26 protein-coding genes, 2 tRNA genes and 1 pseudogene are annotated in these 22,279 nt (G+C 67.0%); 11 read left to right on the top strand and 18 right to left on the bottom strand.

Translation table 11 applies throughout. From position 1 onward, the window contains the following. The first annotated feature begins 1 nt into the window (after nt 1). From AC3WS6_RS02375 to pknB, 3 genes are read left to right on the top strand one after another with little or no spacing between them, the layout of a single operon-like run. Nucleotides 2-1,459, top strand: coding sequence for a peptidoglycan D,D-transpeptidase FtsI family protein (locus tag AC3WS6_RS02375; protein ID WP_492499465.1), 1,458 nt, complete (start codon nt 2-4; stop codon nt 1,457-1,459). Beyond that, nucleotides 1,456-3,318 (top strand): protein kinase domain-containing protein, encoded by a 1,863-nt coding sequence (locus AC3WS6_RS02370; RefSeq protein ID WP_492499464.1) that lies wholly within the window; start codon nt 1,456-1,458, stop codon nt 3,316-3,318. Before AC3WS6_RS02375 ends, AC3WS6_RS02370 begins: the two co-directional genes overlap by 4 nt. Nucleotides 3,319-3,373: 55 nt before the next feature. Beyond that, on the top strand, nt 3,374-5,074 hold the full coding sequence (pknB, locus tag AC3WS6_RS02365) for a Stk1 family PASTA domain-containing Ser/Thr kinase (protein WP_492499463.1): 1,701 nt from the start codon (nt 3,374-3,376) through the stop codon (nt 5,072-5,074). Nucleotides 5,075-5,079: 5 nt separating this feature from the next. Here the strand turns inward: pknB and AC3WS6_RS02360 are convergent, their stop codons facing one another. Genes AC3WS6_RS02360 through AC3WS6_RS02350 form a run of 3 tightly spaced genes read right to left on the bottom strand, consistent with a single transcriptional unit; the run spans nt 5,080 to nt 6,680 of the window. After that, a complete protein-coding gene (locus AC3WS6_RS02360; RefSeq protein ID WP_492499462.1) occupies nt 5,080-5,712 on the bottom strand; it encodes an anthranilate synthase component II in 633 nt (210 codons plus the stop codon). Beyond that, nucleotides 5,709-5,864 carry a hypothetical protein gene (locus AC3WS6_RS02355; RefSeq protein WP_201470503.1) on the bottom strand — a complete coding sequence of 52 codons (156 nt, stop codon included), beginning with the start codon at nt 5,862-5,864 and terminating at the stop codon, nt 5,709-5,711. The genes AC3WS6_RS02360 and AC3WS6_RS02355 overlap by 4 nt, the downstream gene beginning before the upstream one ends. A gap of 21 nt (nt 5,865-5,885) precedes the next feature. After that, entirely contained in the window at nt 5,886-6,680 is a 795-nt protein-coding gene (locus tag AC3WS6_RS02350) for a class E sortase (protein ID WP_492499461.1), read from the bottom strand. An 85-nt stretch (nt 6,681-6,765) separates the two neighbouring features. Here AC3WS6_RS02350 and AC3WS6_RS02345 point away from each other — a divergent pair, with 85 nt between their 5' ends. Further along, nucleotides 6,766-7,005: a cell division protein CrgA gene (locus AC3WS6_RS02345; protein WP_492499460.1), complete on the top strand. Its 240-nt coding sequence runs from the start codon at nt 6,766-6,768 to the stop codon at nt 7,003-7,005. Nucleotides 7,006-7,166: 161 nt separating this feature from the next. Here AC3WS6_RS02345 and AC3WS6_RS02340 read toward each other — a convergent pair whose 3' ends face one another. Together AC3WS6_RS02340 and AC3WS6_RS02335 are read right to left on the bottom strand one after the other, a co-directional pair. Next, the gene (locus tag AC3WS6_RS02340; RefSeq protein WP_492499459.1) at nt 7,167-8,063 is read right to left on the bottom strand and encodes a rhomboid family intramembrane serine protease; all 897 of its coding nucleotides are present in this window, start codon (nt 8,061-8,063) and stop codon (nt 7,167-7,169) included. 21 nt (nt 8,064-8,084) lie between these two features. Further along, nucleotides 8,085-8,642: a peptidylprolyl isomerase gene (locus AC3WS6_RS02335; RefSeq protein ID WP_201470507.1), complete on the bottom strand. Its 558-nt coding sequence runs from the start codon at nt 8,640-8,642 to the stop codon at nt 8,085-8,087. 144 nt (nt 8,643-8,786) lie between these two features. On the opposite strand from AC3WS6_RS02335, the gene AC3WS6_RS02330 reads away from it, so the two are divergent. After that, complete coding sequence (locus tag AC3WS6_RS02330) at nt 8,787-9,287, top strand: DNA helicase (RefSeq protein ID WP_492499458.1); 501 nt, start codon at nt 8,787-8,789, stop codon at nt 9,285-9,287. 50 nt (nt 9,288-9,337) lie between these two features. After that, nucleotides 9,338-9,799 carry an aminoacyl-tRNA deacylase gene (locus AC3WS6_RS02325; protein WP_492501438.1) on the top strand — a complete coding sequence of 154 codons (462 nt, stop codon included), beginning with the start codon at nt 9,338-9,340 and terminating at the stop codon, nt 9,797-9,799. A gap of 16 nt (nt 9,800-9,815) precedes the next feature. Here AC3WS6_RS02325 and AC3WS6_RS02320 read toward each other — a convergent pair whose 3' ends face one another. Then, nucleotides 9,816-10,238 carry an NUDIX hydrolase gene (locus tag AC3WS6_RS02320; protein ID WP_492499457.1) on the bottom strand — a complete coding sequence of 141 codons (423 nt, stop codon included), beginning with the start codon at nt 10,236-10,238 and terminating at the stop codon, nt 9,816-9,818. A 350-nt stretch (nt 10,239-10,588) separates the two neighbouring features. Here AC3WS6_RS02320 and AC3WS6_RS02315 point away from each other — a divergent pair, with 350 nt between their 5' ends. Next, nucleotides 10,589-11,038, top strand: a complete 450-nt coding sequence (locus AC3WS6_RS02315) for a hypothetical protein (RefSeq protein WP_492499456.1) — start codon at nt 10,589-10,591, stop codon at nt 11,036-11,038. Between the two features lie 41 nt (nt 11,039-11,079). Next, a complete protein-coding gene (locus AC3WS6_RS02310) occupies nt 11,080-12,195 on the top strand; it encodes a M24 family metallopeptidase (RefSeq protein ID WP_492499455.1) in 1,116 nt (371 codons plus the stop codon). Here AC3WS6_RS02310 and AC3WS6_RS02305 read toward each other — a convergent pair. Beyond that, a pseudogene (locus AC3WS6_RS02305) lies at nt 12,161-12,805 on the bottom strand (cytochrome c oxidase subunit I); the annotation flags it as partial. The gene AC3WS6_RS02310 and the pseudogene AC3WS6_RS02305 sit on opposite strands and share 35 nt — an antisense overlap. A gap of 335 nt (nt 12,806-13,140) precedes the next feature. On the opposite strand from AC3WS6_RS02305, the gene AC3WS6_RS02300 reads away from it, so the two are divergent. Both AC3WS6_RS02300 and AC3WS6_RS02295 read left to right on the top strand, forming a co-directional pair. Then, nucleotides 13,141-13,614, top strand: a complete 474-nt coding sequence (locus AC3WS6_RS02300) for a DUF4383 domain-containing protein (protein ID WP_492499454.1) — start codon at nt 13,141-13,143, stop codon at nt 13,612-13,614. Nucleotides 13,615-13,693: 79 nt separating this feature from the next. Continuing rightward, nucleotides 13,694-14,218, top strand: a complete 525-nt coding sequence (locus tag AC3WS6_RS02295; RefSeq protein ID WP_492499453.1) for a DUF3253 domain-containing protein — start codon at nt 13,694-13,696, stop codon at nt 14,216-14,218. 11 nt (nt 14,219-14,229) lie between these two features. On the opposite strand, the gene AC3WS6_RS02290 is transcribed toward AC3WS6_RS02295, so the two are convergent. Further along, nucleotides 14,230-14,970, bottom strand: coding sequence for a gamma-glutamyl-gamma-aminobutyrate hydrolase family protein (locus tag AC3WS6_RS02290; protein ID WP_492499452.1), 741 nt, complete (start codon nt 14,968-14,970; stop codon nt 14,230-14,232). Between the two features lie 216 nt (nt 14,971-15,186). Here AC3WS6_RS02290 and AC3WS6_RS02285 point away from each other — a divergent pair, with 216 nt between their 5' ends. Beyond that, nucleotides 15,187-16,137, top strand: a complete 951-nt coding sequence (locus tag AC3WS6_RS02285; RefSeq protein WP_492499451.1) for a LysR family transcriptional regulator — start codon at nt 15,187-15,189, stop codon at nt 16,135-16,137. On the opposite strand, the gene AC3WS6_RS02280 is transcribed toward AC3WS6_RS02285, so the two are convergent. From AC3WS6_RS02280 to AC3WS6_RS02235, 10 genes are all read right to left on the bottom strand, one after another. Then, nucleotides 16,122-16,403 (bottom strand): hypothetical protein, encoded by a 282-nt coding sequence (locus tag AC3WS6_RS02280; RefSeq protein ID WP_492499450.1) that lies wholly within the window; start codon nt 16,401-16,403, stop codon nt 16,122-16,124. The two genes, AC3WS6_RS02285 and AC3WS6_RS02280, sit on opposite strands and share 16 nt — an antisense overlap. 72 nt (nt 16,404-16,475) lie before the next feature. Continuing rightward, nucleotides 16,476-16,757 carry a WXG100 family type VII secretion target gene (locus tag AC3WS6_RS02275; RefSeq protein WP_492499449.1) on the bottom strand — a complete coding sequence of 94 codons (282 nt, stop codon included), beginning with the start codon at nt 16,755-16,757 and terminating at the stop codon, nt 16,476-16,478. Next, nucleotides 16,754-17,056, bottom strand: coding sequence for a hypothetical protein (locus tag AC3WS6_RS02270; protein WP_492499448.1), 303 nt, complete (start codon nt 17,054-17,056; stop codon nt 16,754-16,756). The genes AC3WS6_RS02275 and AC3WS6_RS02270 overlap by 4 nt, the downstream gene beginning before the upstream one ends. Then, the gene (locus AC3WS6_RS02265; RefSeq protein WP_492499447.1) at nt 17,053-18,180 is read right to left on the bottom strand and encodes a hypothetical protein; all 1,128 of its coding nucleotides are present in this window, start codon (nt 18,178-18,180) and stop codon (nt 17,053-17,055) included. The genes AC3WS6_RS02270 and AC3WS6_RS02265 overlap by 4 nt, the downstream gene beginning before the upstream one ends. 86 nt (nt 18,181-18,266) lie before the next feature. Next, a complete protein-coding gene (locus tag AC3WS6_RS02260; protein WP_492499446.1) occupies nt 18,267-18,791 on the bottom strand; it encodes a hypothetical protein in 525 nt (174 codons plus the stop codon). A gap of 283 nt (nt 18,792-19,074) precedes the next feature. After that, nucleotides 19,075-19,147 (bottom strand) — tRNA-Ala (locus tag AC3WS6_RS02255). Between the two features lie 26 nt (nt 19,148-19,173). Further along, nucleotides 19,174-19,247: transfer RNA gene (locus AC3WS6_RS02250), tRNA-Ile, on the bottom strand. An 85-nt stretch (nt 19,248-19,332) separates the two neighbouring features. Further along, nucleotides 19,333-20,271 carry a DUF4097 family beta strand repeat-containing protein gene (locus AC3WS6_RS02245; RefSeq protein WP_492499445.1) on the bottom strand — a complete coding sequence of 313 codons (939 nt, stop codon included), beginning with the start codon at nt 20,269-20,271 and terminating at the stop codon, nt 19,333-19,335. Continuing rightward, nucleotides 20,268-20,954, bottom strand: coding sequence for a LuxR C-terminal-related transcriptional regulator (locus tag AC3WS6_RS02240; RefSeq protein WP_492499444.1), 687 nt, complete (start codon nt 20,952-20,954; stop codon nt 20,268-20,270). The genes AC3WS6_RS02245 and AC3WS6_RS02240 overlap by 4 nt, the downstream gene beginning before the upstream one ends. Beyond that, complete coding sequence (locus AC3WS6_RS02235) at nt 20,942-22,210, bottom strand: sensor histidine kinase (RefSeq protein WP_492499443.1); 1,269 nt, start codon at nt 22,208-22,210, stop codon at nt 20,942-20,944. The genes AC3WS6_RS02240 and AC3WS6_RS02235 overlap by 13 nt, the downstream gene beginning before the upstream one ends. Between the last annotated feature and the right edge of the window lie 69 nt (nt 22,211-22,279).

Below are 22,279 nucleotides of genomic sequence, written 5' to 3'. Positions count from 1 at the left end.
CATGACGAAAGAACTGCGCCGCCTCAGCATCGTGATGCTGTTCATGTTCCTGTCGCTGTTCGTGGCGACCAGCTGGATCCAGGTCGTCGAGGCCGACGGCCTCGCTCAGAACAGCAACAACCGCCGCACCCTTCTCGACAGCTACGAGATCCAGCGCGGCTCGATCATCGTCGACGACGTCGCGATCGCGTCGTCCGTGCCTTCCGACGATCGGTACCAGTTCCAGCGGGTCTACCTCGACGCTGCGATGTGGGAACCGGTCACGGGCTACTTCAACCCGGCGCTGCAGTCCGCGACGGGAATCGAACGGGCGCTCAACGCCGATCTCTCGGGAACGGGCTCCAGCGCGTTCTTCTCCGACATCGAGCGGATCCTCTCGGGCCAGCCGCAGACCGGATTCGGCGTGGAGCTGTCGCTCGACACCCCGGCCCAGCGTGCCGCCTACGACGCACTGCAGGGACTCAACGGCGCGGTCGTGGCCATCGAGCCGAAGACGGGACGCATCCTCGCGATGGTCTCGACGCCCGGTTTCGACACGAACGCTCTCGCCACACATGATGCGGATGCCGCGAATGCGACCTACGACCAGTTGGTCGAAGACCCGCTGAAGCCGCTGTCGAACCGCGCGATCGCGGGCGACCTGAACCCCCCGGGGTCGACGTTCAAGCTCGTCGTGGCCGCCGCGGCCTATGCGAGCGGCGACTACACGCCGGACTCGACGCTCCCGAACCCCGCTCGCTACCAGCTGCCGCAGTCGAACAACACGGTCGCGAACGCGTGGGGCGGAACGTGCGGTCCGGGTGACACCGTGACGATCGCCGAGGCGATCCGGCTGAGCTGCAACATCCCCATGGCCGAACTCGCCGTGCAGCTGGGCGACGACAAGATCCGCGAGATGGCGGAGAAGTTCGGGTGGAACCAGAGCTTCTCCACCCCGCTCGAGTCGACGCCATCGAGCTACCCGAGCGGCCTCAACGACCCGCAGACGGCACTCACCGGATTCGGCCAGGGTCAGGTCACGGCGACGCCGCTGCAGGTCGCGATGGTGGCGGCAGGGATCGGGAACGACGGCGTGGTCATGAACCCACGGCTCGTCGACACCGTGATCGGCAACGACCTGTCGGTCGTGCGTTCGTACGACGACACGGAGTACGGCCGCGCGTTCGACAAGACGGTCGCCGACGAGATCACCGCGTCGATGGTCGCGAGCGTCTCAACGGGCGCGGCGCAGGGTGCAAGAATAGACGGGGTCGATGTGGCCGGTAAGACCGGGACGACAGAGAACGGCGACAACAAGCCGTACACGCTGTGGTTCTCCGGATTCGCACCGGCAGACGACCCGGCGGTCGCAGTAGCGGTCCTCGTCGAAGACGGCGGCGGACAAGGGCAGTCAGGATCCGGCGACACCATCGCCGCTCCGATTGCAAAGAAGGTCATAGAGGCGGTGCTGGGCAGATGAGACCGACGCAGGGTGTGTCGTTCGGTGGTCGCTACGAGCTGCAGTCGCGTATTGCGATCGGCGGCATGGGCGAGGTGTGGGAGGCGACGGATCACGTCATCGGACGTACCGTCGCGATCAAGATCCTCAAAGACGAGTACATGGGCGACCCCGGGTTCCTCGAGCGCTTCCGCGCCGAGGCGCGCCACGCCGCGCTCGTCAACCACGAGGGCATCGCCAGCGTCTTCGACTACGGCGAGGAGAACGGCAGCGCCTACCTCGTCATGGAGCTCGTGCCCGGTGAGGCGCTCTCGACGATCATCGAGCGCGACGGCTCGCTGAGCGCCGACAAGACGCTCGACATCGTCGCCCAGACGGCTTCCGCGCTGCAGGCCGCCCACGCGGCAGGTCTCGTGCACCGTGACATCAAGCCCGGGAACCTGCTGATCACTCCCGACGGTCGCGTCAAGATCACCGACTTCGGCATCGCCCGCATCGCCGATCAGGTGCCGCTCACCGCGACCGGTCAGGTCATGGGCACCGTGCAGTACCTGTCGCCGGAGCAGGCATCCGGCCATCCCGCCTCCCCCGCGACCGACACGTACTCGCTGGGAATCGTGGCGTACGAGTGCCTCGCCGGCAAGCGTCCGTTCACGGGCGAGTCGCAGGTGGCCATCGCGATGGCGCAGATCAACGAGCAGCCCCCGCCGCTGCCGCCGACGGTTCCCATCCCGGTGCAGAACCTCGTCATGGCGATGATCGCCAAGAAGCCGGCAGACCGTCCGTCGTCATCGGCGACCGTGGCCCGTGCCGCGCAGGCCCTGCGCCGAGGCGACCTCAACTCGGCCGCGATCGCGGTGCCCGCGATCGCCACCGGTGGGATCGCCGGCAGCGACGACGCGACGCGCATGCTGACGGCCTCCTCCGGCGACGGCACCACGCGCATCCTCCCCACCACGGCGCAGCTCCCCACGGGAGCCGCTGCGGAGGACGAGCAGGAGGATGAGAAAAAGAAGAAGCGGAGTCCGTGGACGTGGCCTCTCGTCGCGCTCATCGCACTGCTGGTCATCGTGCTCGGAGGCACCGTGTTCGCCCTCATGAATCAGGGCGACCCCGATGCCGGTGCGACCACGCCGCCGCCGACCACCCAGTCGCAGACGCCCACGCCGTCTGCGACCCCCACCCCTTCCGCGACGCCGATCAACGTCGACGCCCTGGGCCTGATCGGCCTCCCCTGCCAGGAGGCACTGGCCGTGGCCACCGAGGCCGGCCTCGTGCCGCAGTGCCGCGTGGGCACCACTCCTGCACCCTCTGACGAACTCGTCGACGTCGTCGAAGCCGTTGAGCCCCGCGGCCTCCTCGAGGAGGGCGACGGGATCACCCTGACTGCCTACGCCCCCCGCGTCGACATCGGCGCTCCGGCGTCGGCTCCGACGCTCTCGGGCACGCCGGTCGCGGGTGAGCCGATCACCCTGAACTGGACCGCGTTCTCGTGCCCGTCCGGGGCGGCAGCGCTCAGCTCGTACGAGGTCACGATCACGAATGCGACCTTCAGCGACGGCAAGACGACACGGAGCTTCCAGGGCCAGCTGAACTCCCAGATCACTCCGGCCGATGACCCCGCGCTGCAGGTGACCGCCACGTACCGCGCCTTCTGCGGCGACCGTCCCTCGGGCAACTCTCCGCAGATGGCGGTGCAGATCACCGCTGCCGAAGAAGAGGACGACGCGGCGGCCGGCACGGCGACGGCGAACGGCAACGGCACGACGAACGGCGGCACCGGCACCGCGAACGGCGGCACCGGGACGGCGAACGGCGGCACGGGAACCGCGACCACCACGACCGGAGCGGACGGCACGGGCACCGCCACAGCCGACTAGCAAGTTGGCACCGTAGTCTGAGAGCATTCACCAGGTCGTATCAGGGGGTCAGTACGTGTCGACAGAGCCACGCATCATCGCGGGACGCTACCGCGTCGATGAGCTCATCGGGCATGGCGGCATGGCGAAGGTGTATCGGGGCTACGATCTGACGCTCGGTCGCCAGGTGGCCATCAAGATCCTCGATCCCGAACTCGCGAGAGACACGGCGTTCCGCACGCGGTTCCGGCTCGAGGCGCAGTCCGCGTCTCGCATGTCGCACCCGTCGATCGTTCGCGTCTATGACGCCGGTGACCCCTCAGCCGCCGGCGGTGCCGCCGGTGACGAGCCGCCCTACATCGTGATGGAGCTCATCAGCGGCACGCTGCTGAAAGACATCATCGCCAAGGGACCCGTGCCGGTCGAAGACGCCGTGCGCTACGTCGACGGCATCCTCGAGGCACTCGACTACTCCCACCGCGCAGGCGTCGTGCACCGCGACATCAAGCCGGGCAACGTCATGGTCACCGAAAAGGGCCAGGTCAAGGTCATGGACTTCGGCATCGCCCGAGCCGTGTCCGACTCCTCGTCGACGGTCGCCGAGACGACGCAGATCATCGGGACCGCCGCGTACTTCTCGCCCGAGCAGGCGAAGGGCGAGCCCGTCGACGCGCGCGCCGATCTGTACTCCACCGGGGTCGTGCTGTACGAGCTGCTCACCGGACGGCAGCCGTTCCGCGGCGAGTCGCCCGTGGCTGTCGCCTATCAGCACGTCAGCGAGACCCCCGTGCCTCCGACAGAGGTCAATGAGGATTCGCCGGGTGCACTCGACCCGATCGTTCTGCGCGCCCTCGCGAAGGATCCGTACCAGCGGTATCCGGATGCCGCGCACTTCCGCGCGGCCCTCGACTCGGCCGTCGCCGGTCGCGCCCCGAGCCGCAAGGAACTCGGCGCGCTGACGAGCGAGCTGTATGGCCCCAGCCCGCGCCAGGCGCAGGAGACGGCGCGCTCTCTGCGTCAGCTCAGCACCGACAACACGATGACCCGCACGCAGTCCGGGCCGCCGGTCGCCTGGATCTGGGCGGGGGTGGCGCTGCTCGCCGTGCTGCTCGCCTCCGTGCTGTTCTGGGTCTGGACCATCAGCATGCGCCCGAGCGACGTGCCGACCAGTTCGCGCACGGTGCCCGATCTCGTGAACGTGTCGTCGGAGCGCGCTCAAGAAGACCTCAGCGAGCTCGACCTCACCGCCAAACTCGTTCTCGAGTCGAGCACCGACATCGTCGAGGGAAACGTCACGCGCACCGATCCGACCTCCGGCACAGCCGTGAGCGAGGGCGACTCCGTGACGGTCTACGTGTCTTCGGGCAAAGAGACGGTCGTCGTGCCGACTCTGAGCGGCCTGTCGCTGACGGCGGCGAAAGAGGCATTGGCAGAAGCCGGCCTTCAGCTCGGCACCGTGATCCCGCGCAACGACGAGGGGCTCGCCGCCGATACGGTCATCGAGGCGAGCGAAGACGCCGACGCCGAGGTCGCACCGAACACGGTCGTGAATCTCGTGGTCGCCAGTGGACGGGTGACGATCAGGAACATGGTCGGATGGACGGTCGAGTCCGCGACAGAAGAGCTGGAGAGTCTCGGCCTGGTGGCACAGCCCGTAGAACTCAACGACTGCACTCCGGTCACACCGCCGACGGTGGCGTCGATGTCGGCGGCTCCCGGTGATGTCCCGGTCGGTTCGACCGTCGAGCTGCGTTTCTGCGTCGCCCCGGCGGACTGATCGCCTCAGCGCTGCAGCGGTTGCAACTCTGCTGAGCGCGCCACGGCATCCGCATCTCCGCACTGCGCGAGCCAGTTGGCCAGCAGCCGGTATCCGCCCTGCGTGAGCACGCTCTCGGGGTGGAACTGCACTCCGACGATGGGCAGCTCGATGTGCTCGAGGGCCATGACGGTGCCGCTGTCGGTGCGCGCCGTCACCCGCAGCACGGCCGGCAGCTCGCTCTCGGCGAGCGCCAGCGAGTGGTAGCGTCCGACGTCGAAGGGCGAGGGGATGCCGTCGAACAGCGCTGAGCCGTCGTGCACGACCGTCGACACCATTCCGTGCATGAGCTCGGGTGCTTCGCTCACCGGTGCCCCGAACGCCTCGCCGATGGCCTGATGCCCGAGGCACACGCCGATCAACGGCATGTGCAGTCGGGCGGCGTGCTGCACGGCATCGACCGTGACTCCCGCGCCCCGAGGGGTGCCCGGCCCCGGCGAGATCATCACGCCGTCGAACCCGGGGAGCATGTCGGCGAGTCGAGCCGAGTCCATGGCGTCGGACTCGACGATGACCGTCTCGGCGCCGAGCTCACGCAAGTATCCGACGAGGGTGTGCACGAAGCTGTCGTGATTGTCCACGACCAGCACGCGAGTCATTCGAGGTCGACTTCGCCCGGGGTGATGAGAGGACTCACCCAGGGGAATACGAACCAGAAGAGCGCGTAGAGAACGGCCGCGACGAGCGCGAGCACGATGAAGAGTCGCAGCCACCAGGGGCCGGGCAGGATGCGCCAGAGTGCGGCATACATGGGTGTGCTCGTTCCCTTCGGCTAGATCGACGGAGCAGCCGGCGGAGGCGGCGGGTCGGTGAGCGCCGCAGGGGGTCCCTCGGCACGGGGTTGGAAGCTCTCGAAGACGCCGTACGCCACGATGCGCTCTGCGAGCGAGTACAGAGGAGAGCATGCAGTCAGCGTGATGTACCGCTCCCCCGTCTCGACGCCCGGCATCTGAGGCACGTCCAGCAGCACCTCGGTCTGCGAGGGCTTGACGTACTCGAGCGTGCGGAACCGGTACGTGAACCATCCGTCAGGCGTCTCGACGACGATCGCGTCACCGAGCTGCAGCTTGTCGAGCTGATTGAACGGCTTCCCCCACGTGGTGCGGTGGCCGGCCATCGCGAAGTTGCCGACCTCTCCCGGCATCTTCGAATCGGTGTAGACGCCGATACCCAGGTCATCGAGGGTACGAGCACGGCTCGTGCCGCCGTACACACCGACGTTGTACTCCGAGCCGAACCGCGGCACGTGCATCTGGGCGAACCACTGTGCGTCGGCGGGCGGCGCCGGGATGACGGGTTCGTAGTAGGTCGTGCCGTCCTCCGCCTCGACGAGCGGAGGCGGCTCGGGCGCAGGTGCTTCAGCCAGCTGCTGCGACATCTGCGCGCCCTCGTCGTTCTTCTGCGCGCTGATGATGATGTCGCCGATCCACATCTGCCACGCGACGAACAGCAGCACGACCACGCCCGCGGTGAGCAGGAGCTCGCCGAGGACGCTCGTGAACGTGGCTCGCGATCGAGGGCGGCGGTGGCGTGCGCGTCGCTCCCCCGAGACGACGGATGCAGTCATGGCGCGATCTTATCCCGCTCGACTGAACGAACGGCCCGTGGAACCCGGTCTCATCTTGGAAAGAAGTCTTGGGTACAATGTCGGAATGGCACGTGAGCGCAAGATCGAAGAACCGGACGCACCCCGCAGCGAAGGCGACACCGCCCCCAACGCGGTGTGGTTCAAGCCGGTGATGGTCGGCTTCATGCTCCTCGGTCTCGCGTGGATCCTCGTCTTCTACATCTCCGGCATGCAGTTCCCGATCCCGGGCCTCGGCAACTGGAATCTGGGTATCGGCCTGGGCATCGCCCTCATCGGCTTCCTGATGACCACCCGCTGGCGCTGACGCCGCCCCCTCACGTACAGAAGGCCCCTCTCGCGATTGCGAGAGGGGCCTTCTGCGTCGCGGACCCCTACATCCGGAGTTATCCACAGGTTATCCCCAACATGGGGAGAATTACACAGATGTTATTCACACCCGTTAACAACCCTGTTAACAACTCCCGATCAGGCGTAAACCGAGGTGATGAGCAGCGGCGGCACGAAGGCGACGATCACGAGCAGCGCCACGACGACCGCCGAGAGCAGCACGATCTGCAACGTGCGCTGGTCTCGTCGACGGGTGCGGGTCAGGATGAAGGCGACCAGTGCGCCCACGATCGCGCCGCCGAGGTGCGCCTGCCAGGCGATGCCGCCGATGAAGAATCCGATGACGAAGTTGATGCCCAGGATCACGAGGATCCCGGTGACGTTCGCGCCCAGGTGCCTGCCGATGATGAGCAGGGCGGCCATGAGGCCGAAGATCGCTCCGGAGGCACCGACCGTGGCGGTACCCGGCGCGATGAGCGCGACGGCCACTGAGCCACCGATACCGCTGATGAGGTAGAGCGCGAGGTAGCGAACCCGACCCAGCATGGGTTCGAGGTTCTGCCCCAGCATCCACAGCGCCAGCATGTTCAGTGCGAGATGGATGAACCCGCCGTGCACGAAGACGGCAGTGAGCAATCTCCACGGCTCGAATGGATAGAGCGAGAGGTCGGGGTAGAGGTAGGCCGCCGCGAAGAGCAGCTGCTGGGTGATGGCGTTGCCCATGCCGGGCACCATCTGCAGCAGGCCGATGATCGAGGTGATCAGCAGCAGCCCATAAGTGACGACGGGCTTGCCGCCGCCCGAGGCAGCCATCGCGGGGCGACTGCGCCAGCGGCGCTCGGCGCGCTTCTGAGCAGGTGTGCGGTTCTTGCGCTCTGCGGCCATGCACTCGGGGCAGATGACCCCCACGGCGGCCTGCGTCTGGCACTCGGGGCAGATGGTGCGCAGGCACCGCTGGCAGAGCACGAAGCTCTGCCGATCCGGATGCCGATAGCAGAAGTTGTCGCGATTGTCTGCGAACTCAGGCGTGGTCATCCGGATCGGCCAGCGTCGTCGTCAGGCCGCGACGATGTCGATCGACTGCAGCACGACCGGCTCGATCGGACGGTCGCCCGCGGCGGTCGGCACAGCGGCGATCTTGTCGACGACAGCCTTCGAGGCGTCATCGGCGACCTCGCCGAAGATCGTGTGCTTGCCCTGCAGCCACGGCGTCGGGTCGGTCGTGATGAAGAACTGCGATCCGTTGGTTCCCTCGGGCTTGCCGGTGATGGCGTTGCGACGAAGGCCCGCGTTGGCCATGGCGAGGATATAGGGCTCGTTGAAGTTGAGCTCCATGTTGATCTCGTCGTCGAAGTTGTAGCCGGGGCCCCCGACGCCCTGTCCGAGCGGGTCGCCGCCCTGGATCATGAAGTTCGGGATGATGCGGTGGAAGATGACGTCCTTGTAGAGAGCGCCCTCGCCCGGCTTGCCGGTGGCGGGGTGCGTCCACTCCTGGGTGCCGTCGGCCAGGCCGACGAAGTTCTTGACCGTCTTCGGGGCGTGGTCGCCGAAGAGGTTGATGACGATGTCACCGTGGTTGGTGTGCAGGGTTGCGACATGAGAAGCGTGAGCCATGCGTTCATTCTCGCAGAGCTTCCGATGTGTGCGGCGTGAACTAGCGCTGTTCACCGCTCAGCGCAAGGGTCGGCGATTCCCTCCCCCCATCCAGGCTCCCGTGGCAAGATGGGGAATCCGTACTCCAATCGACAGGAGAGCATCGTGAGCATCAGCCGCAAGCGGAAGAAGGAACTGCGTCGTCTTCAGGCCGACGCCAACCAGCTCTGGGAGAACCAGCAGGTACTCGTCGGCCACGCCGCCGATGTCGCACGAGAGGCCGGACGTCAGCTCGGTCACTTCGGTCGCGAGCAGGTCGGTCCCGTCGTGCAGGACACGTACAACCGCCGCGTGCAGCCCGTCGTGGACCGTGGCGTCCGCTTCGGTCACCACGTGGTCGACGACAAGGTCGTTCCGATCGTCGGCGGTGTCGTCGGCACCGCGCTCACCGCGTGGGACGTGGCGAACGCCAAGCGCGAGGGCGTCGTGAAGAAGGTCAAGAAGGCCACGAAGCCTGAGCCCAAGGGTCCTGGCATCGGCTCGGTCGTCGCACTGATCCTCGGAGTCGCCGCCGCCGCCGGAGTGCTGTACGCGGCATGGCAGGCACTGCGCGCCGACGACGAGCTCTGGGTCGCCGACGACCCGCTCTCCGCTCCCGACGCGTGACCTCGAGCACTGATCCCTCGGCCTCTGCGCCGGGGGATCTGCATGAGCGCGTGCGCACAGCCGCTGCCGCTCGTGGCCTCGATATCGAGATCCGCGAGCGGCCCGCTGCGCGCACTCTGACGGAAGCCGCCGAACTGCTCGGCATCCTGCCGTCCGGAATCGTGAAGACGCTGGTCGTCAAAAGATCCGACGACACGTACCTCTTCGCGCTCGTGCCGGGCGGTCGGTCGATCTCCTGGCCCAAGCTGCGTGCGATCGTCGGCGTGAACAAGCTCCGCCTTCCCGAGCCTGAGCTGGCTCTCGCAGCCACCGGGTACGAGCGCGGAACCATCGTGCCCATCGGCAGCAGCACCGAGTGGCCCGTCTACGCCGACGAATCGATCGTCGGCCAGCGGATCGCAATGGGCGCCGGTGCGCACGGCTACAGTCTGTTCGTCGAGGCCGATGACCTGATCTCGGCATACGGGGCGACGGTCGCCGACATCTCGGTGCCCGAAGAGCCGCGCGACTGACGCGCACTCCGAGTCGTCAGAGGATGCCGGCCATCTTCAGGGCGATGTCGACGAGCTTCACCCTCTGCAGCTCGGAGACGGACTTGAGGCTGAACCACCCCGCCATATCTGTCGATCCGTCGGTCTCGAAACGCAGCTTCCCCCCGCTCACGACCGCGCGGTACACGATGCGCAGGGTGTGCAGGGGCTCGTCGGACTCGTTGACGCGCTGACCCGCGGGGATCACGCGGGAGTGGATGCCGAGGAGCTCACCGACCTTCACCGTGTACCCGGTCTCTTCGCGGAGCTCGCGCCGAACGGCGTCTTCGGGCGCCTCGCCCGCTTCCAGTCCCCCGCCGGGCATGGTCCACGCGACCCGTCGACCTTCGGTCCACCGCGCCAGCAGGATGCGCCCGTCGTCATCGGTGACGACCGCGTATGCCGCGACCCGCATATCCATGCGTTCACCATACTGCGCGCACGAAGGGTCTCCGAGTCGATGACAGTGCGCCCGAGCTGCACTTCACCTCCCTGTCAGTTGAGCCTCCCAGTTCAGTTGGCACCTCATGTCGCTTCGCGTCCCACACAGCGACAACAGGTGCCAACTGAGGGTTGAGGCTCCCAGTTCAGTTGGCACCTCATGTCGCTTCGCGTCCCACACAGGGACAACAGGTGCCAACTGAGGGTTGAGGGAGTGTGGCACTGGGGCTCACACGAGTGCCGGGAATCGATCAGGAATCGAGAAGCGCGACGCGCCCCGGCATCCGTAGGGTGAGTCTCATCGCACTCACACAGTGAAAGGAGTCGGCCATGGCTGACAACGAGAAGAACTTCAGCGCCGAAGAGCGCGAGGCGATGAAAGAGGCGGCGGCCGACAAGCGCAAGTCGAGGTCGCGCGCGAAGAAGACGCCCGAAGAGGTGCGTGCCGAGGGTGTCGCCGACCTCGAGGCGGCGATCGCCAAGCTTCCCGACGACAAGGACCGCGAGCTGTCGAAGGCGCTGCACGAGCTCGTGACCGAGGTCGCCCCCGAAGTCATGCCGCGCACGTACTACGGCATGCCGGCGTGGGGCAAGGACGGGAAGGTGCTCTGCTTCTTCCAGCCGGCCAGCAAGTTCAAGGTGCGCTACGGCACCTTCGGATTCGAACCGCTCTCGAACCTCGACGACGGAACGATGTGGCCGACCGCCTACGCGCTGCTCGATCTCTCAGCCGCGAACCGCGAGGTTCTCGCCAATCGCATCCGCCTCGCCGTGAGCTGAGGCCATATGCGGGCGGCAGCGCGCGCAGTAGCGTGGATGCCGTGAGCACATTGCCGTTCCCCGCATCCGTGTACGCCGCTCGACTCGATCGGGCGGCCTCTCTCGCCGCCGAGGCGGGACTCGACGCGATCGTGGTCGGCCCCGGGCCCGATCTGCAGTACCTGGTCGGCGTCGAAGGCGACACGATCGAACGACTCACCGCGCTCGTGCTCGGGCCCGGTCTCGCGCCCACGGTCGTCGTGCCGCGCATGGAACTGGCGAAGGTCAGGAGCACCGCGGTCGGTGCGCTCGAGCTGGCCGTCTCCGACTGGGTGGACGGCGAGAACCCCTACGATCTCGTGGCCGAGGCCATCGGCGGCGTCACGAGACTGGGCGTCTCCGATGCCCTGCCGGCACTTCATGTCATTCCGCTCGCCGACCGGATCGGCGTGCGCGTCGAGCTGGCGACGCCGGTGCTGCGCGAGAGCCGCATGATCAAGGATGACGTCGAGGTGGCCGAGCTGCGCCGTGCCGGCTCGGCGATCGATGCGGTGCATCGTCGTGTGCCCGAGTGGCTGCGCGCGGGACGCACCGAGCGCGAGGTGGCAGCCGACATCGCCGAGGCCATCGTCGCCGAGGGGCATCGCACCGTCGAGTTCGTCATCGTCGGGTCGGGCCCCCACGGCGCCGACCCGCATCATGAGGTGTCCGACCGGGTGATCCGCGACGGCGAGGTGGTGGTCGTCGACATCGGGGGTGCCGTGTCGAGCGGCTACAACTCCGACAGCACCCGCACCTACGTCGTGGGAGCGCCCCAGAGCGAGGCCGCTGATCGCATCGCCGTGCTCGTGCGTGCCCAGCAGGCCGCGGTCGACGCCGTGCGCCCCGGAGCGACGGCCGAGCAGGTCGACGCCGCAGCGCGATCCGTGCTCGCTGAGGCGGGGCTGGGAGACGCGTTCCTGCACCGCACCGGTCACGGCATCGGCGTCTCGGTGCACGAAGAGCCCTACATCGCGCCCGGCAACGATCTGGTGCTGCGCGAGGGTATGGCCTTCAGCATCGAGCCCGGCATCTACTTCCCGGGCGAGTGGGGTGCACGCATCGAAGACATCGTGGTCGTGACCGCCGACGGATGCGAGCGACTCAACGTGGCTCCGCACGAACTTCGCTCGGTGTGACGTCTGGTTCCGACGACTCGTCGTGGGCTGCCGCGACCGGCCGCTCGACAACCGCATCGTGGTGCATGTCGAAGGCCGGCCGTTCGCTGCGGATTCGCGGCATCGACGTGAGGTTGTGGCGCGGCGGCGGGCAGGTCGTCGCCCACTCAAGCGACGAACCGTAGCCCCACGGGTCATCGACCGTGACCTTCGGAGCCTTGCGCGCGGTCATCCACACGTTGAGGAAGAACGGCAGCATCGATGCTCCGAGGATCATCGCCCCGATCGTCGACACCTGGTTTGCCCACGTGAACTGGTCCTGCTCGGCGTAGTCGGCGTACCGACGCGGCATGCCGTCGGCCCCGAGCCAGTGGTGGATCAGGAATGTCATGTGGAAGCCCACGAAAAGCATCCAGAAGTGCACGTAGCCGAGGCGTTCGTTCAGCATCCTCCCCGTCCACTTCGGCCACCAGAAGTAGAAGCCCGCGAACATCGCGAACACCACAGTGCCGAACACCACATAGTGGAAGTGCGCGACCACGAAGTACGTGTCGTGCAGCGGGAAGTCCAGCGGCGGAGAGGCCAGGATCACTCCGGTGAGGCCCCCGAAGACGAAGGTGACCAGAAATCCCGACGATGTTGCCCTTCTGGTCCACACGCGACGAGCTCATCAGAGCCGCCCGGCGCGCCGTCGACTGTGGGGGTGCGCTCGACATCAGTCCCAATTCTCGTTCGTCCCGCAGATCCTGCGATGACGGTAGGGAGGCGCCGAAACGCACTGGAGGGGATTGACAAAACCGAGAGGCTGCTCGATCATCCGGAGCGCGGGAATCGTCTGCGCGATCGGGCGGAACGAACCGGCAGAGTACGACGAGTCGAACCGACGAGTCAAGAGTCTCTTTCTGCGCACGCGAGCCTCGCTACGTTCTCTGGCACACCGACCATCGCATCGATCCGGAGGACATCATGAGCGACACCGCCCGCACCGAACGCTACGCAGGATCCCCGATCCAGAAGACGGCTCTCATCGTGGGAATCGTGTTCCTGCTCGTGGGGATCGCAGGATTCATCCCCGGACTCACCCACTCCGCTGAACACCTCCATGGTGCGGGCGCCGGATCCGAGGCTCATCTGCTCGGCGTGTTCCAGGTGTCCGTGCTGCACAACTTCGTGCACCTCGCCTTCGCGATCGGCGGCATCGCTCTCGCCGCCCGTGCTCGCGCGTCGCGGCTGTACCTCATCGTCGGGGGAGCCCTCTACCTGGTGGTGTGGCTCTACGGGCTGATCGCGGTGGGCAACGACCAGCTCAACTTCATTCCGGTCAACGATGCCGACAACTGGCTGCACCTCGGACTCGGTGTCGGCATGATTCTCCTCGGTGTCTTCATCAACCGCAGTCCGCGAGTGACCCGCACCCACGACAGCACCCTGCGCGTCTGACCGAGAGGTCGTGACGAACGGATGCTCGCCTGAGGTCAAGGGCCTTGGCGGTCGCGCACCCCGCGAGTTGACTGTGCTCATGGGATCCGACAGCACCGCAGACGCCGAACGGCGGCCGCAGCTCACCGACGACGGCCACCACGTCGTCATCGACGGGAGGCGCTGGCGTGCCACCGACCCGTCGATCCCCGAAGGCTTCCGTCAAGAGCTGGTGGACGAGCTCATGGCGGCGCGGAGGGCCGTGAGATCGTCGGACGACGACGCGTCGGAAGGCGGCGCGCGACGCCGTGTGCACGATGCGAAGACAGCGCTCGGCGAACGCGGTGCCCCGTGGTGGGAGGAGCGCACAGGCCCCGCGTTCGACGAGCGCATCGCTGCGGCCGTGCGCTCGCTGACGCGCAAGCGCAACCAGTCGTCGATCTGCCCGAGCGATGTGGCCCGCACGGTGGGCGGGGAATCATGGCGCGCGCTGATGCCTGACGTCCGCAGGGTCGCCGCCGAGCTGGCCGACCGAGAAGAGGTCATCGTCACCCAGAAGGGCGAAGCCGTGAGCATCCGAGACGCCCGCGGCCCTGTGCGCATCGTGCGCGGTCCTCGACTCTGACGACGGTTCGCTCACCTCGCACCCTGCACCATTGGACGCCGATCGTCAGCGGCCGGCAGGGCTCTGCCCATGCCGTGTACGACGCGCAGGAGGGCCGGGAGGTGCTGCGAAGAGGTCGAGGGATGCTCGGGATGCCACTGCACGCCGAGGAACGGCAGCGAGTCATGACTGATCGCCTCGATCACCCCGTCGGCCGCCTGCAGGGCGACGCGGAATCCCTGGCCGAGCTGATCGACCGCCTGATGATGGGCGCACAGGAGCGGCGGACGCAGCCCTGCCGAGAGCGAGGCGAGTCCGGGGACGCGACTCTCGACGAACGGGGCGCTGTCGGGTCCGCGGTGGCCGCCGACGTGCTGGTGCAGGGTGCCACCGAGAGCGACGTTCATCACCTGCATCCCGCGGCATACACCGAGCAGCGGCCGACGCGCGCGCACGGCCTCCATCACGACCGCGATCTGAGTGCGGTCCGCCCGACGCTGGTAGTCGGTGCGGCGCGGCCGCCGGTCGGGCTGACCGTACAGTGCGGGCTCGACGTCATCTCCCCCGAGGATCACGACCATGTCGGCCTCGCGCGATGCACGCTGCAGCTGCTGCTCCGACTCCTCGCCCGCCGCGTGCAGCGACGCCGACCAGCCCAGCTGCTCGACGGCGGTGACGGCCGATGTGTTCAGGGCGTCGAGAATCGACTGGTAGCGGGAGTCGGACGGCCGGCGACGGGTGCGCACATGGAAGAGCGCCACGTGCGTGCTCATGTCCGGCACCCCGCGTGGGGCGATCGGGATGTCCGCCGGAGCCGCAGCAGCGGGGTCTCTGCGGTCATCGTGCCGGTCCTTCCGTCGGGTGCGTCCCGTCAAGTTGAACCGCGAACACAACCCCAGGTCAAATACGATTTTCAATGTGGATTGAGAGCGTTTCGCTCGCAATGCATCCGTAACGACGCGGTAATACGAGACCCGTATCGTGCGGACATGGAACTCCGTCAGCTGCGGTACTTCATGGCCGTCGCGGAAGAGCTTCACTTCGGCCGTGCCGCCCAGCGGCTGCACATGTCGCAGCCTCCGCTGAGTGTGCAGGTGAGTCGACTCGAGCGCGAGATCGGCGTCGCACTCTTCGAGAGGAGCACCCGGCGGGTGACGCTCACTGCTGCCGGCCTGCATCTGAAGGAGCGTGCCAGGACGATACTCGACGAGGTCGACTCGGTGCGGGGAGAGATGCGCGACTACGTCGACGGTCTCGCCGGTGAGCTCATTGCGGGCTTCGTGAGTTCAGCGAACTACACGGTGCTCCCTGAGGTGGTGCAGCTGTTCCGTGCCCGCCGCGAGCGCGTGTCCTTGACGCTCGTGCCCTTGACATCCGGCGAGCAGTTCGACCGCCTTCGCGAGGGGACTCTCGACGTCGGCATCGTGCGCGACGAGGTCCCCACCGGGCACGCGTCTGCCGCCCTGACGACCGAGCTCGTCTACGAGGAGAGACTGGTGATGTGCCTGCCCGTGGCACACCCGCTCGCCGGCCGGGCCGAGATCGCGGCAGAGGAGATCCTCGATGTGCCGATGATCACGTACCCGCGCTCGCTCATGCCGGGCTTCGTCAGTCGGGTCGATCAGGTGCTCGGCCTCTCGGCCGGGGCGATGCGGGTCGTCGAAGAAGTCGTGCATCAAGAGACGGCACTGGGCTTCGTCGCAGCGGGCGTCGGCGCCAGCATCCTGCCCGAGTCGGTGCGACAGCTCGTCCCACCCTCGATCGCGGTGGTCCCGATCGCCGGATCGCCGACGACCCGGCTGCTCGCCGCACGACGAGCGAACGACGATCGCAACGCGTCATGTGCCGCGTTCATCGAGTGCCTGCACGATGCCGCAGCCGGTCTCCGGGCCCTCCAGCCCGCGTCCCGCGATCACGACCGGCGTCAGACGAGGTCGTAGTACCCGCCGTAGGGGAACTCGAGGTCGCCGGTGTCGCGCTCGTCGAACGCCACAGTCGCCGTGCTGAGCGTGACCCGACTGTGCGGGGTGATCAGGACGCTGACCTCGCGATTGCCTACGACCACGAAATTGACGAATGTTCCTGCGGTCTGCACGGCCTCTTCTACGTGGCGACGGAGGTCTGCGACGTCTTGATCCTGAGCGAGCAGGTAGCTCACCGAGTCGAGGATCGCCTCTGTCTGGACCATGGTCTTCGCGTCTGCCATACGGGCACGGTACGCCCGGTCTGCCGAACCCGAAAGGGGGGTTGTGGCGGAGACGCCGACGTGGCAGGAGCGTCAGCGCCGCCAGGCGGTCGCCCTCCGGCGATCGACCGCACCGATGTCCTCGACGTGCTCGCGCACCTGAACGGTGATGCCGGAGCCCAGGGCACGCATCGCCGAGAGCGACGACTGTGCGGCGGCGTACGACCGGTGGAAGGCCTCGCGAGCCTCACCGTTCCATTGCGATTCGAGGGCGGCAGCCTCGGTGCGCAGGCGCTCGAGAGATCGCTCCATCGCGTCGAACTGGTCATCGATCCTGCGACACATCTCGTTCAGCGGCGCACTGTTCACTCTCATCGCCATACGATGCCCTCGCTCTCCGTCGTGCTCGACCTCTGCGAACGGTATTCGCTCAGGCCGCCGAGTCTCATCAACTGGTCAGCGCTCATCCGCCCGCTCAGCACGCGGTCTGCAGCCTCGCGCATGTCGTCGGTCATCGCCGACGACCGCGCCACCTCGCGCAGCAGATCCCGCACGGCGACGTGCGCCTCAGACGTAGTGGGGAGCCCCGGGATCAGCTCGGGCTCGCGGACGTCGAATCCGCTCCGCGGCCGAAGTCGCTCGCGATACTCCGCGGCATCGTCGTCGACGCTCATGATGTCTCCGCCATCTCGGGAATGTGCAGGGAAGCGGTGATGTCGCTGAACGTCGTACCGAGGTCCTTGGCTGTCGTCATCGCGTCGACCAGAGTCTGCATGTCAGAGATCTTGCCCGTGATGTCGAGCCACTTCTTCGCTCCCGAGGCGATAGCGCCGCCCCCGAGCAGCCAGCCGACGACGCTCACCTTCTTGCCCGCTGCGATGGCGAGGGCCGCGATGTAGGCGTCGATGGCGAGGTCCTCGAGGATCCCGCCGATGATCTCCGCCGCCGAGACCACGGCGTCGCAGAACGTGGTGATCTCCTCAGAGACGCGAGTGCAGCCGTCGGCCGCTTCCTTGATCACGTCGAGGACATCGTTCAGATATGCGACCGCGCTGTTCGCCGAGTATCCCTGCCAGTAGAGTCCGACTCCGCCGAACACCTGCAGCAGGCTGGAGTGCATGTCGGTGAGGAAACGGCTCATGCCGTTGAGGACATACGCGTACTGGCGCAGCGCTCCCCACCCGCCGCCGAAACCCTCCATGATCACGTCGCGTGCACGCGTGACGCCCATCTGCCCGAGCGCCTCTTTGAGATCGCCGACCGGATCGATCACGATGTTGCTGAACAGCGGCTTGGTGAACAGGTCGGCTTCGTCGTATGCACTCGAACCGGCGTCGAAGTAGAAGGACGCCCCGTTGACAGCCGGCCACTTCGGCGCGGGCATGGTGTCGGAATCCTCTGGGCGATCCCACTCCGGCGTGATGATCGGCTTCGCCGACTTGTTGATCGCGTCACCGGGGGTCGGATCGTTGCCGTTGTACTCGGTGGGATCGATGAGGTCGAAGCGGGCCGCTCTGTTCAGATCGAGCTCGCGCCCCTCGGATGCCACGCTGCGCAGCTCGACGGACACCGACTCGAAGACGTTCTGCATGTGAGCGGTCCACTGCAGCAGGCCCCGGTGAACGCTCATCGCCACGGCCGTCGCACTGGAATAGATCGAGGCGCCGGGCAGCCCGCTGATCACGATGGGCACGAGGCCCGACGACGCGATCTCCGCGATCCCGTCGCGCCAGGTGTCCAGCGCGGCGGCCTGATTGTCGAGACCATCCGGGTCGAGCCAGAAGTCGAAGTCGTCCACGATCCCCCCGATCGTTGTCGTCCTCAGGTTATCCCGAGACTCGGGCTCGACGCGAGCACGCGCGCCCGTGCGCCCGAGCGCTGGCGTCAGTCATTCGGGCAGGTCACCGCGAAGGTCAGCGTCGCATCGACGCGTTCGAATTCGCCCGTGACCGTGTTGATCGACGCCGGAACGCCGACCTCTCGCGGCGCGATGTCGGCGTGACCCTCGAGGTCGGTGGCGAACAGCACCGACGTCTCGTCGCCCCGCACGATCGACACCTCTCCACGGGATTGGAACATCGCCGCGACTCCGTCGTCTCCTACCCACGCCGAGACGCTCGACTCGGCGCCCTCGTCGAACTGCAGGGTCACGCCGTTCGGAACCATGAGATCCTCGCCGATCACGTTGATGATGCCGTCCCAATCGCAGAGGGGCTTGTTCGGGTGTCCGACCAGCTCATGCGTCTCACCGTCCTTCTCGTAGGTGATCGAGACGGTCGGATCCGAGAATGCGGGCGTCGGCGCCGCAGAGGGCGTCGGGGTCTCCGCGATCGGCCCGGAAGCGCACGATGCGAGGAGCAGCGTGGCGACGAGCGCGACGGTGCCGCACGCAGTTCGAACAGAGGACATCGGTCAATCCTACGCATCTGCCGTGACACAGCCTCGATCGATCTGAGGAACACCGACCAGATACATGGATATCCGAGTTGTTAACAGATTCATCCACAGCTGTGGATGAATTTCCCTGGTCACACCGAGCATCCTCGCTTCCTCGACATGATGGGTTCAGAGGTGCGCACAGTTGTTAACAGGGTTGTTAACACCTGTGGAGGGGGGAGCGACGACATCGATCGACAGAAACGAGAAGGCCCCGCACAATGGCGGGGCCTTCTCGAACTGTCTCAACACAGTGTGGAGCCTAGGAGATTCGAACTCCTGACATCCTGCTTGCAAAGCAGGCGCTCTACCAACTGAGCTAAGGCCCCGTGAGGGTATTCATTTAGTTGATGAGTGGGCCCACCAGGACTTGAACCTGGGACCTCTTCATTATCAGTGAAGCGCTCTAACCGCCTGAGCTATGGGCCCGTCAACCTCCAGAACTTTACCGGAGTTCTGGCGAAAATCCCAATCGAGGGCGGGGACCCGAACGGACCCCCGCCCTCGATGCGCATCAGCTGCCCGGGCGGATCGTGGCGCTGCCCGCAGAGAGTGACACCTCGATCGTGTTCCGGGCGCCTGCGGACTGATCGACGCGCGCATCGAGCGACCCCGCCTCGACCTCCCGAACGATCGAGTAGGACTCGTCGGGAACCGTGAGGTCGAGGGAGCCGGCGCTGACGTCGATCGTCGTCTGCGTCGGCGCTCGTCCCGCCAACTCGACGTTGAGATCGCCCGCTGCGACGGTCAGGTCGGCCTCGCCGACACCGTCGAGCACCGCATCGGCGCGGCCCGCGCTCATGTCGATACTGAGGCTGCTCGCTGCACCCTCGATGTCGAGTGCTCCGGCGTTCACGGTGATGTCGAGGGCGCCGAAGTCGCCGATCACATCCAGGCTTCCCGCATCCAGCGTCAGGTCGGCGTCGAGCGCCGCATCCTGCAGCTTCTGCGGCAGCGTGAGCACCGCCGACTCCTCATCGCCCACCCAGCTGCCGAACCACCACCCGAATCGGAACTCGGGGCTGCGTACGACGAGGTCGTCACCCTCTCGCTCGATCGACCATTCCTGTCCTCGGCGATTGGCGACCGACAGCTCCGCTTCTTCGACGTCACCGAACTCGATGCGCATGTTCCCTGCATCGACGTCGAGATCGATGCCCTGAATGCCGGAGACGTCTTCGGTCTGCAGCGATCCGCTGCCCTCCGTCGACGACGAGACCAGCCCGCCGGTGGCCGCGACGGCCGCGGTCGCGCCGGATCCGAGCAGAGCGATGCCTCCCACGATCGCGGTGACGATCATGACCGCCCTCGCTCCGCCCTGACCCGACGACGGTCGGTTCGAGGGCTGTGTCGACGGCTGTGGCGGGGACTGGGCCGGCTCAGCCGGATCGGATGCCGGCGGCGGCGTGAACGGCGTGTGGCCGCCCTGGTGGTCGTCGTTGCTCGTGGTCATCGTCCCATTCCTGTCTGTGCGGTCGGCGGCGTGCCGCCCGTGTTCTCGATATGCGCCAGTGCCGCGAGCACACGGCGGTTTCCCGACTCGCCCTGCTCCAGGCCCAGCTTCTGGAAGATCGCGGTGATGTGCTTCTCGACGCTCGCCTCCGAGAGGAAGAGCAGTGCAGCGATCGCCTGATTCGACTTGCCTTCCGCGATCAGCGCCAGCACGGTGCGCTCGCGCTCGGTGAGCCGCAGCATCCGGTCGTCTCGGTTGCGCCGCGTGAGCAGCTGCGCGACCACCTCCGGATCGAGCACCGTCGCCCCCTCCGAGATGCGCTGCACCGAGGCGAGGAACTCCGAGACGTCAGCCACCCGGTCCTTGAGCAGGTAGCCCAGCGGGCCGCCCTGCGCGGCGATCAGGTCCGACGCGTACCGCTCCTCGACGTACTGCGAGAGCACGAGCAGCGGCAGAGAGGGGTTCGTGTCACGAAGGTGCAGTGCGGCACGGATTCCCTCGTCCGTGAAGGTCGGAGGCAACCGCACGTCGAGGATGCAGAGCTCCGGGGCCGTCTCGGCGACCGCCTGGTCGAGACCCTCGATGTCGGGCAGGGCCGCGACGACGCTGTGACCGGCGTCTTCGAGCAGCCGCACGAGACCTTCGCGAAGCAGGACGGAGTCCTCGCAGATCACGATGCGCATGGCACGTTCACCTCCAGGCTGGTCGGCCCGCCGAGCGGGCTCTCGAGACGGAATGTTCCGCCCGCGGCGAGGATCCGGTTCGCGATGCCGTCGAGACCGCCGCCGGGCTGCACCTGTGCGCCGCCCATGCCGTTGTCTTCGACGCGTGCCCAGAGCACTCCGCCTTCGCGCAGACGCACCGTCACCCGCGTCTCACTGGCACGGGAGTGCTTCGCCGCATTGGTGAGCGACTCGGCGATCGAGAAGTACACCGCGGCCTCCGCCTCCCGACTGCAGCGGCCGTCCATGCGCACATCGAGGCTCACCGGTATGTGGGAGCGGCTGGCGAGCGCCGACAGCGCCGCATCGAGTCCTCGGTCATCGAGCACCGACGCATGGATGCCGCGGGCGAGCTGTCGCAGCTCGGTGATCGCCGCTTTGGTCGAGGTGTGCGCCTCTGAGATGAGCTCCTTGGCGGCAGCGGGGTCGCTGTCGATCTTCTGCTGGGCGAGGCCGAGGGTCATCCCGACCGACACGAGCCTCGGCTGGACGCCGTCGTGCAGATCGCGCTCGATGCGAGTGCGCTCCAGGTCGGCGGCGCGCACGGCTCCCTCCCGCTGCGCACTGCTGGTGCGCACACGCTCGGTGAGCTCGGTCTCACGGCTGCGGATCACGACCGCGAGTGAGATCACGCGGTGCAGCAGCGCCAAACCGATCATGCCGGCTATCGAGGCGGCGATTCCGAGGATGCCGATCAGCGGCGCCCAGGCGGCGTCGATACCTCCGCCTCCGAACGGCCCCATCACGGTGTCCGTGCCGGCCAGTGGAGCGAAGCAGATCACGATCGACCAGACGACGCTCCATGCCAGCCGCAGCACGATCCAGCCGAGAACGGCCGTGATGGCGAAGTTGGCGACCGCCCGCCACATGCGACCGTCGATCGCCTGACGTCCGAGTGACCGCAGCCACCCGACGAATCCGGGCCGGTCACGCGGACGCCACCGCAGCGGTGCGATCGACGTCTTGTACAGAGCGCCGATTCGGGCGACCTCGAACCAGCCGACACCGAAGATCGCGTAGACGAGTCCCACGAGGAGCACGACTCCCACGCCGGCGGCGAAGAGCAGGCCGAGGCCCGTGCCGAGCAGACCCGAGAGGGTCGCGAAGATGAATCCACCGATGACCCCGATACCGGCCAGATGCAGGATCGTGAGCACGATGCGCAGCGGCGGTTTCGTGGCCGTCGCCGGTGGTGGCGTGGCAGTCTGTGTCGTCATGTCTCCAAGGTACGGCGGTGCCGATCTCATCGACACCGAGGCAACCCGACACCCTGATTCGGGTTTTCC

It is taken from the genome of Microbacterium sp. EB106-03-03-XG65, from assembly GCF_058791955.1.
The sequence above is the reverse complement of the archived record's forward strand: the minus strand, read 5'-3'. Positions and strand labels throughout refer to the sequence as shown.

Excerpts from the sequence above, each read along its gene's own strand:
- AC3WS6_RS02240 (WP_492499444.1), bottom strand. The coding sequence starts at position 20,954 with ATGCGCATCGTGATCTGCGAGGACTCCGTCCTGCTTCGCGAAGGTCTC.
- AC3WS6_RS02295 (WP_492499453.1), top strand. The coding sequence starts at position 13,694 with ATGGGATCCGACAGCACCGCAGACGCCGAACGGCGGCCGCAGCTCACC.
- AC3WS6_RS02270 (WP_492499448.1), bottom strand. The coding sequence starts at position 17,056 with ATGAGCGTCGACGACGATGCCGCGGAGTATCGCGAGCGACTTCGGCCG.
- AC3WS6_RS02360 (WP_492499462.1), bottom strand. The coding sequence starts at position 5,712 with ATGACTCGCGTGCTGGTCGTGGACAATCACGACAGCTTCGTGCACACC.
- AC3WS6_RS02245 (WP_492499445.1), bottom strand. The coding sequence starts at position 20,271 with ATGACCACGAGCAACGACGACCACCAGGGCGGCCACACGCCGTTCACG.
- AC3WS6_RS02280 (WP_492499450.1), bottom strand. The coding sequence starts at position 16,403 with ATGGCAGACGCGAAGACCATGGTCCAGACAGAGGCGATCCTCGACTCG.
- AC3WS6_RS02235 (WP_492499443.1), bottom strand. The coding sequence starts at position 22,210 with ATGACGACACAGACTGCCACGCCACCACCGGCGACGGCCACGAAACCG.
- AC3WS6_RS02285 (WP_492499451.1), top strand. The coding sequence starts at position 15,187 with ATGGAACTCCGTCAGCTGCGGTACTTCATGGCCGTCGCGGAAGAGCTT.
- AC3WS6_RS02290 (WP_492499452.1), bottom strand. The coding sequence starts at position 14,970 with ATGAGCACGCACGTGGCGCTCTTCCATGTGCGCACCCGTCGCCGGCCG.
- AC3WS6_RS02315 (WP_492499456.1), top strand. The coding sequence starts at position 10,589 with ATGGCTGACAACGAGAAGAACTTCAGCGCCGAAGAGCGCGAGGCGATG.
- AC3WS6_RS02335 (WP_201470507.1), bottom strand. The coding sequence starts at position 8,642 with ATGGCTCACGCTTCTCATGTCGCAACCCTGCACACCAACCACGGTGAC.
- AC3WS6_RS02355 (WP_201470503.1), bottom strand. The coding sequence starts at position 5,864 with ATGTATGCCGCACTCTGGCGCATCCTGCCCGGCCCCTGGTGGCTGCGA.
- AC3WS6_RS02375 (WP_492499465.1), top strand. The coding sequence starts at position 2 with ATGACGAAAGAACTGCGCCGCCTCAGCATCGTGATGCTGTTCATGTTC.
- AC3WS6_RS02350 (WP_492499461.1), bottom strand. The coding sequence starts at position 6,680 with ATGACTGCATCCGTCGTCTCGGGGGAGCGACGCGCACGCCACCGCCGC.
- AC3WS6_RS02345 (WP_492499460.1), top strand. The coding sequence starts at position 6,766 with ATGGCACGTGAGCGCAAGATCGAAGAACCGGACGCACCCCGCAGCGAA.
- AC3WS6_RS02370 (WP_492499464.1), top strand. The coding sequence starts at position 1,456 with ATGAGACCGACGCAGGGTGTGTCGTTCGGTGGTCGCTACGAGCTGCAG.
- AC3WS6_RS02320 (WP_492499457.1), bottom strand. The coding sequence starts at position 10,238 with ATGGATATGCGGGTCGCGGCATACGCGGTCGTCACCGATGACGACGGG.
- AC3WS6_RS02260 (WP_492499446.1), bottom strand. The coding sequence starts at position 18,791 with ATGTCCTCTGTTCGAACTGCGTGCGGCACCGTCGCGCTCGTCGCCACG.
- AC3WS6_RS02300 (WP_492499454.1), top strand. The coding sequence starts at position 13,141 with ATGAGCGACACCGCCCGCACCGAACGCTACGCAGGATCCCCGATCCAG.
- AC3WS6_RS02275 (WP_492499449.1), bottom strand. The coding sequence starts at position 16,757 with ATGAGAGTGAACAGTGCGCCGCTGAACGAGATGTGTCGCAGGATCGAT.
- AC3WS6_RS02340 (WP_492499459.1), bottom strand. The coding sequence starts at position 8,063 with ATGACCACGCCTGAGTTCGCAGACAATCGCGACAACTTCTGCTATCGG.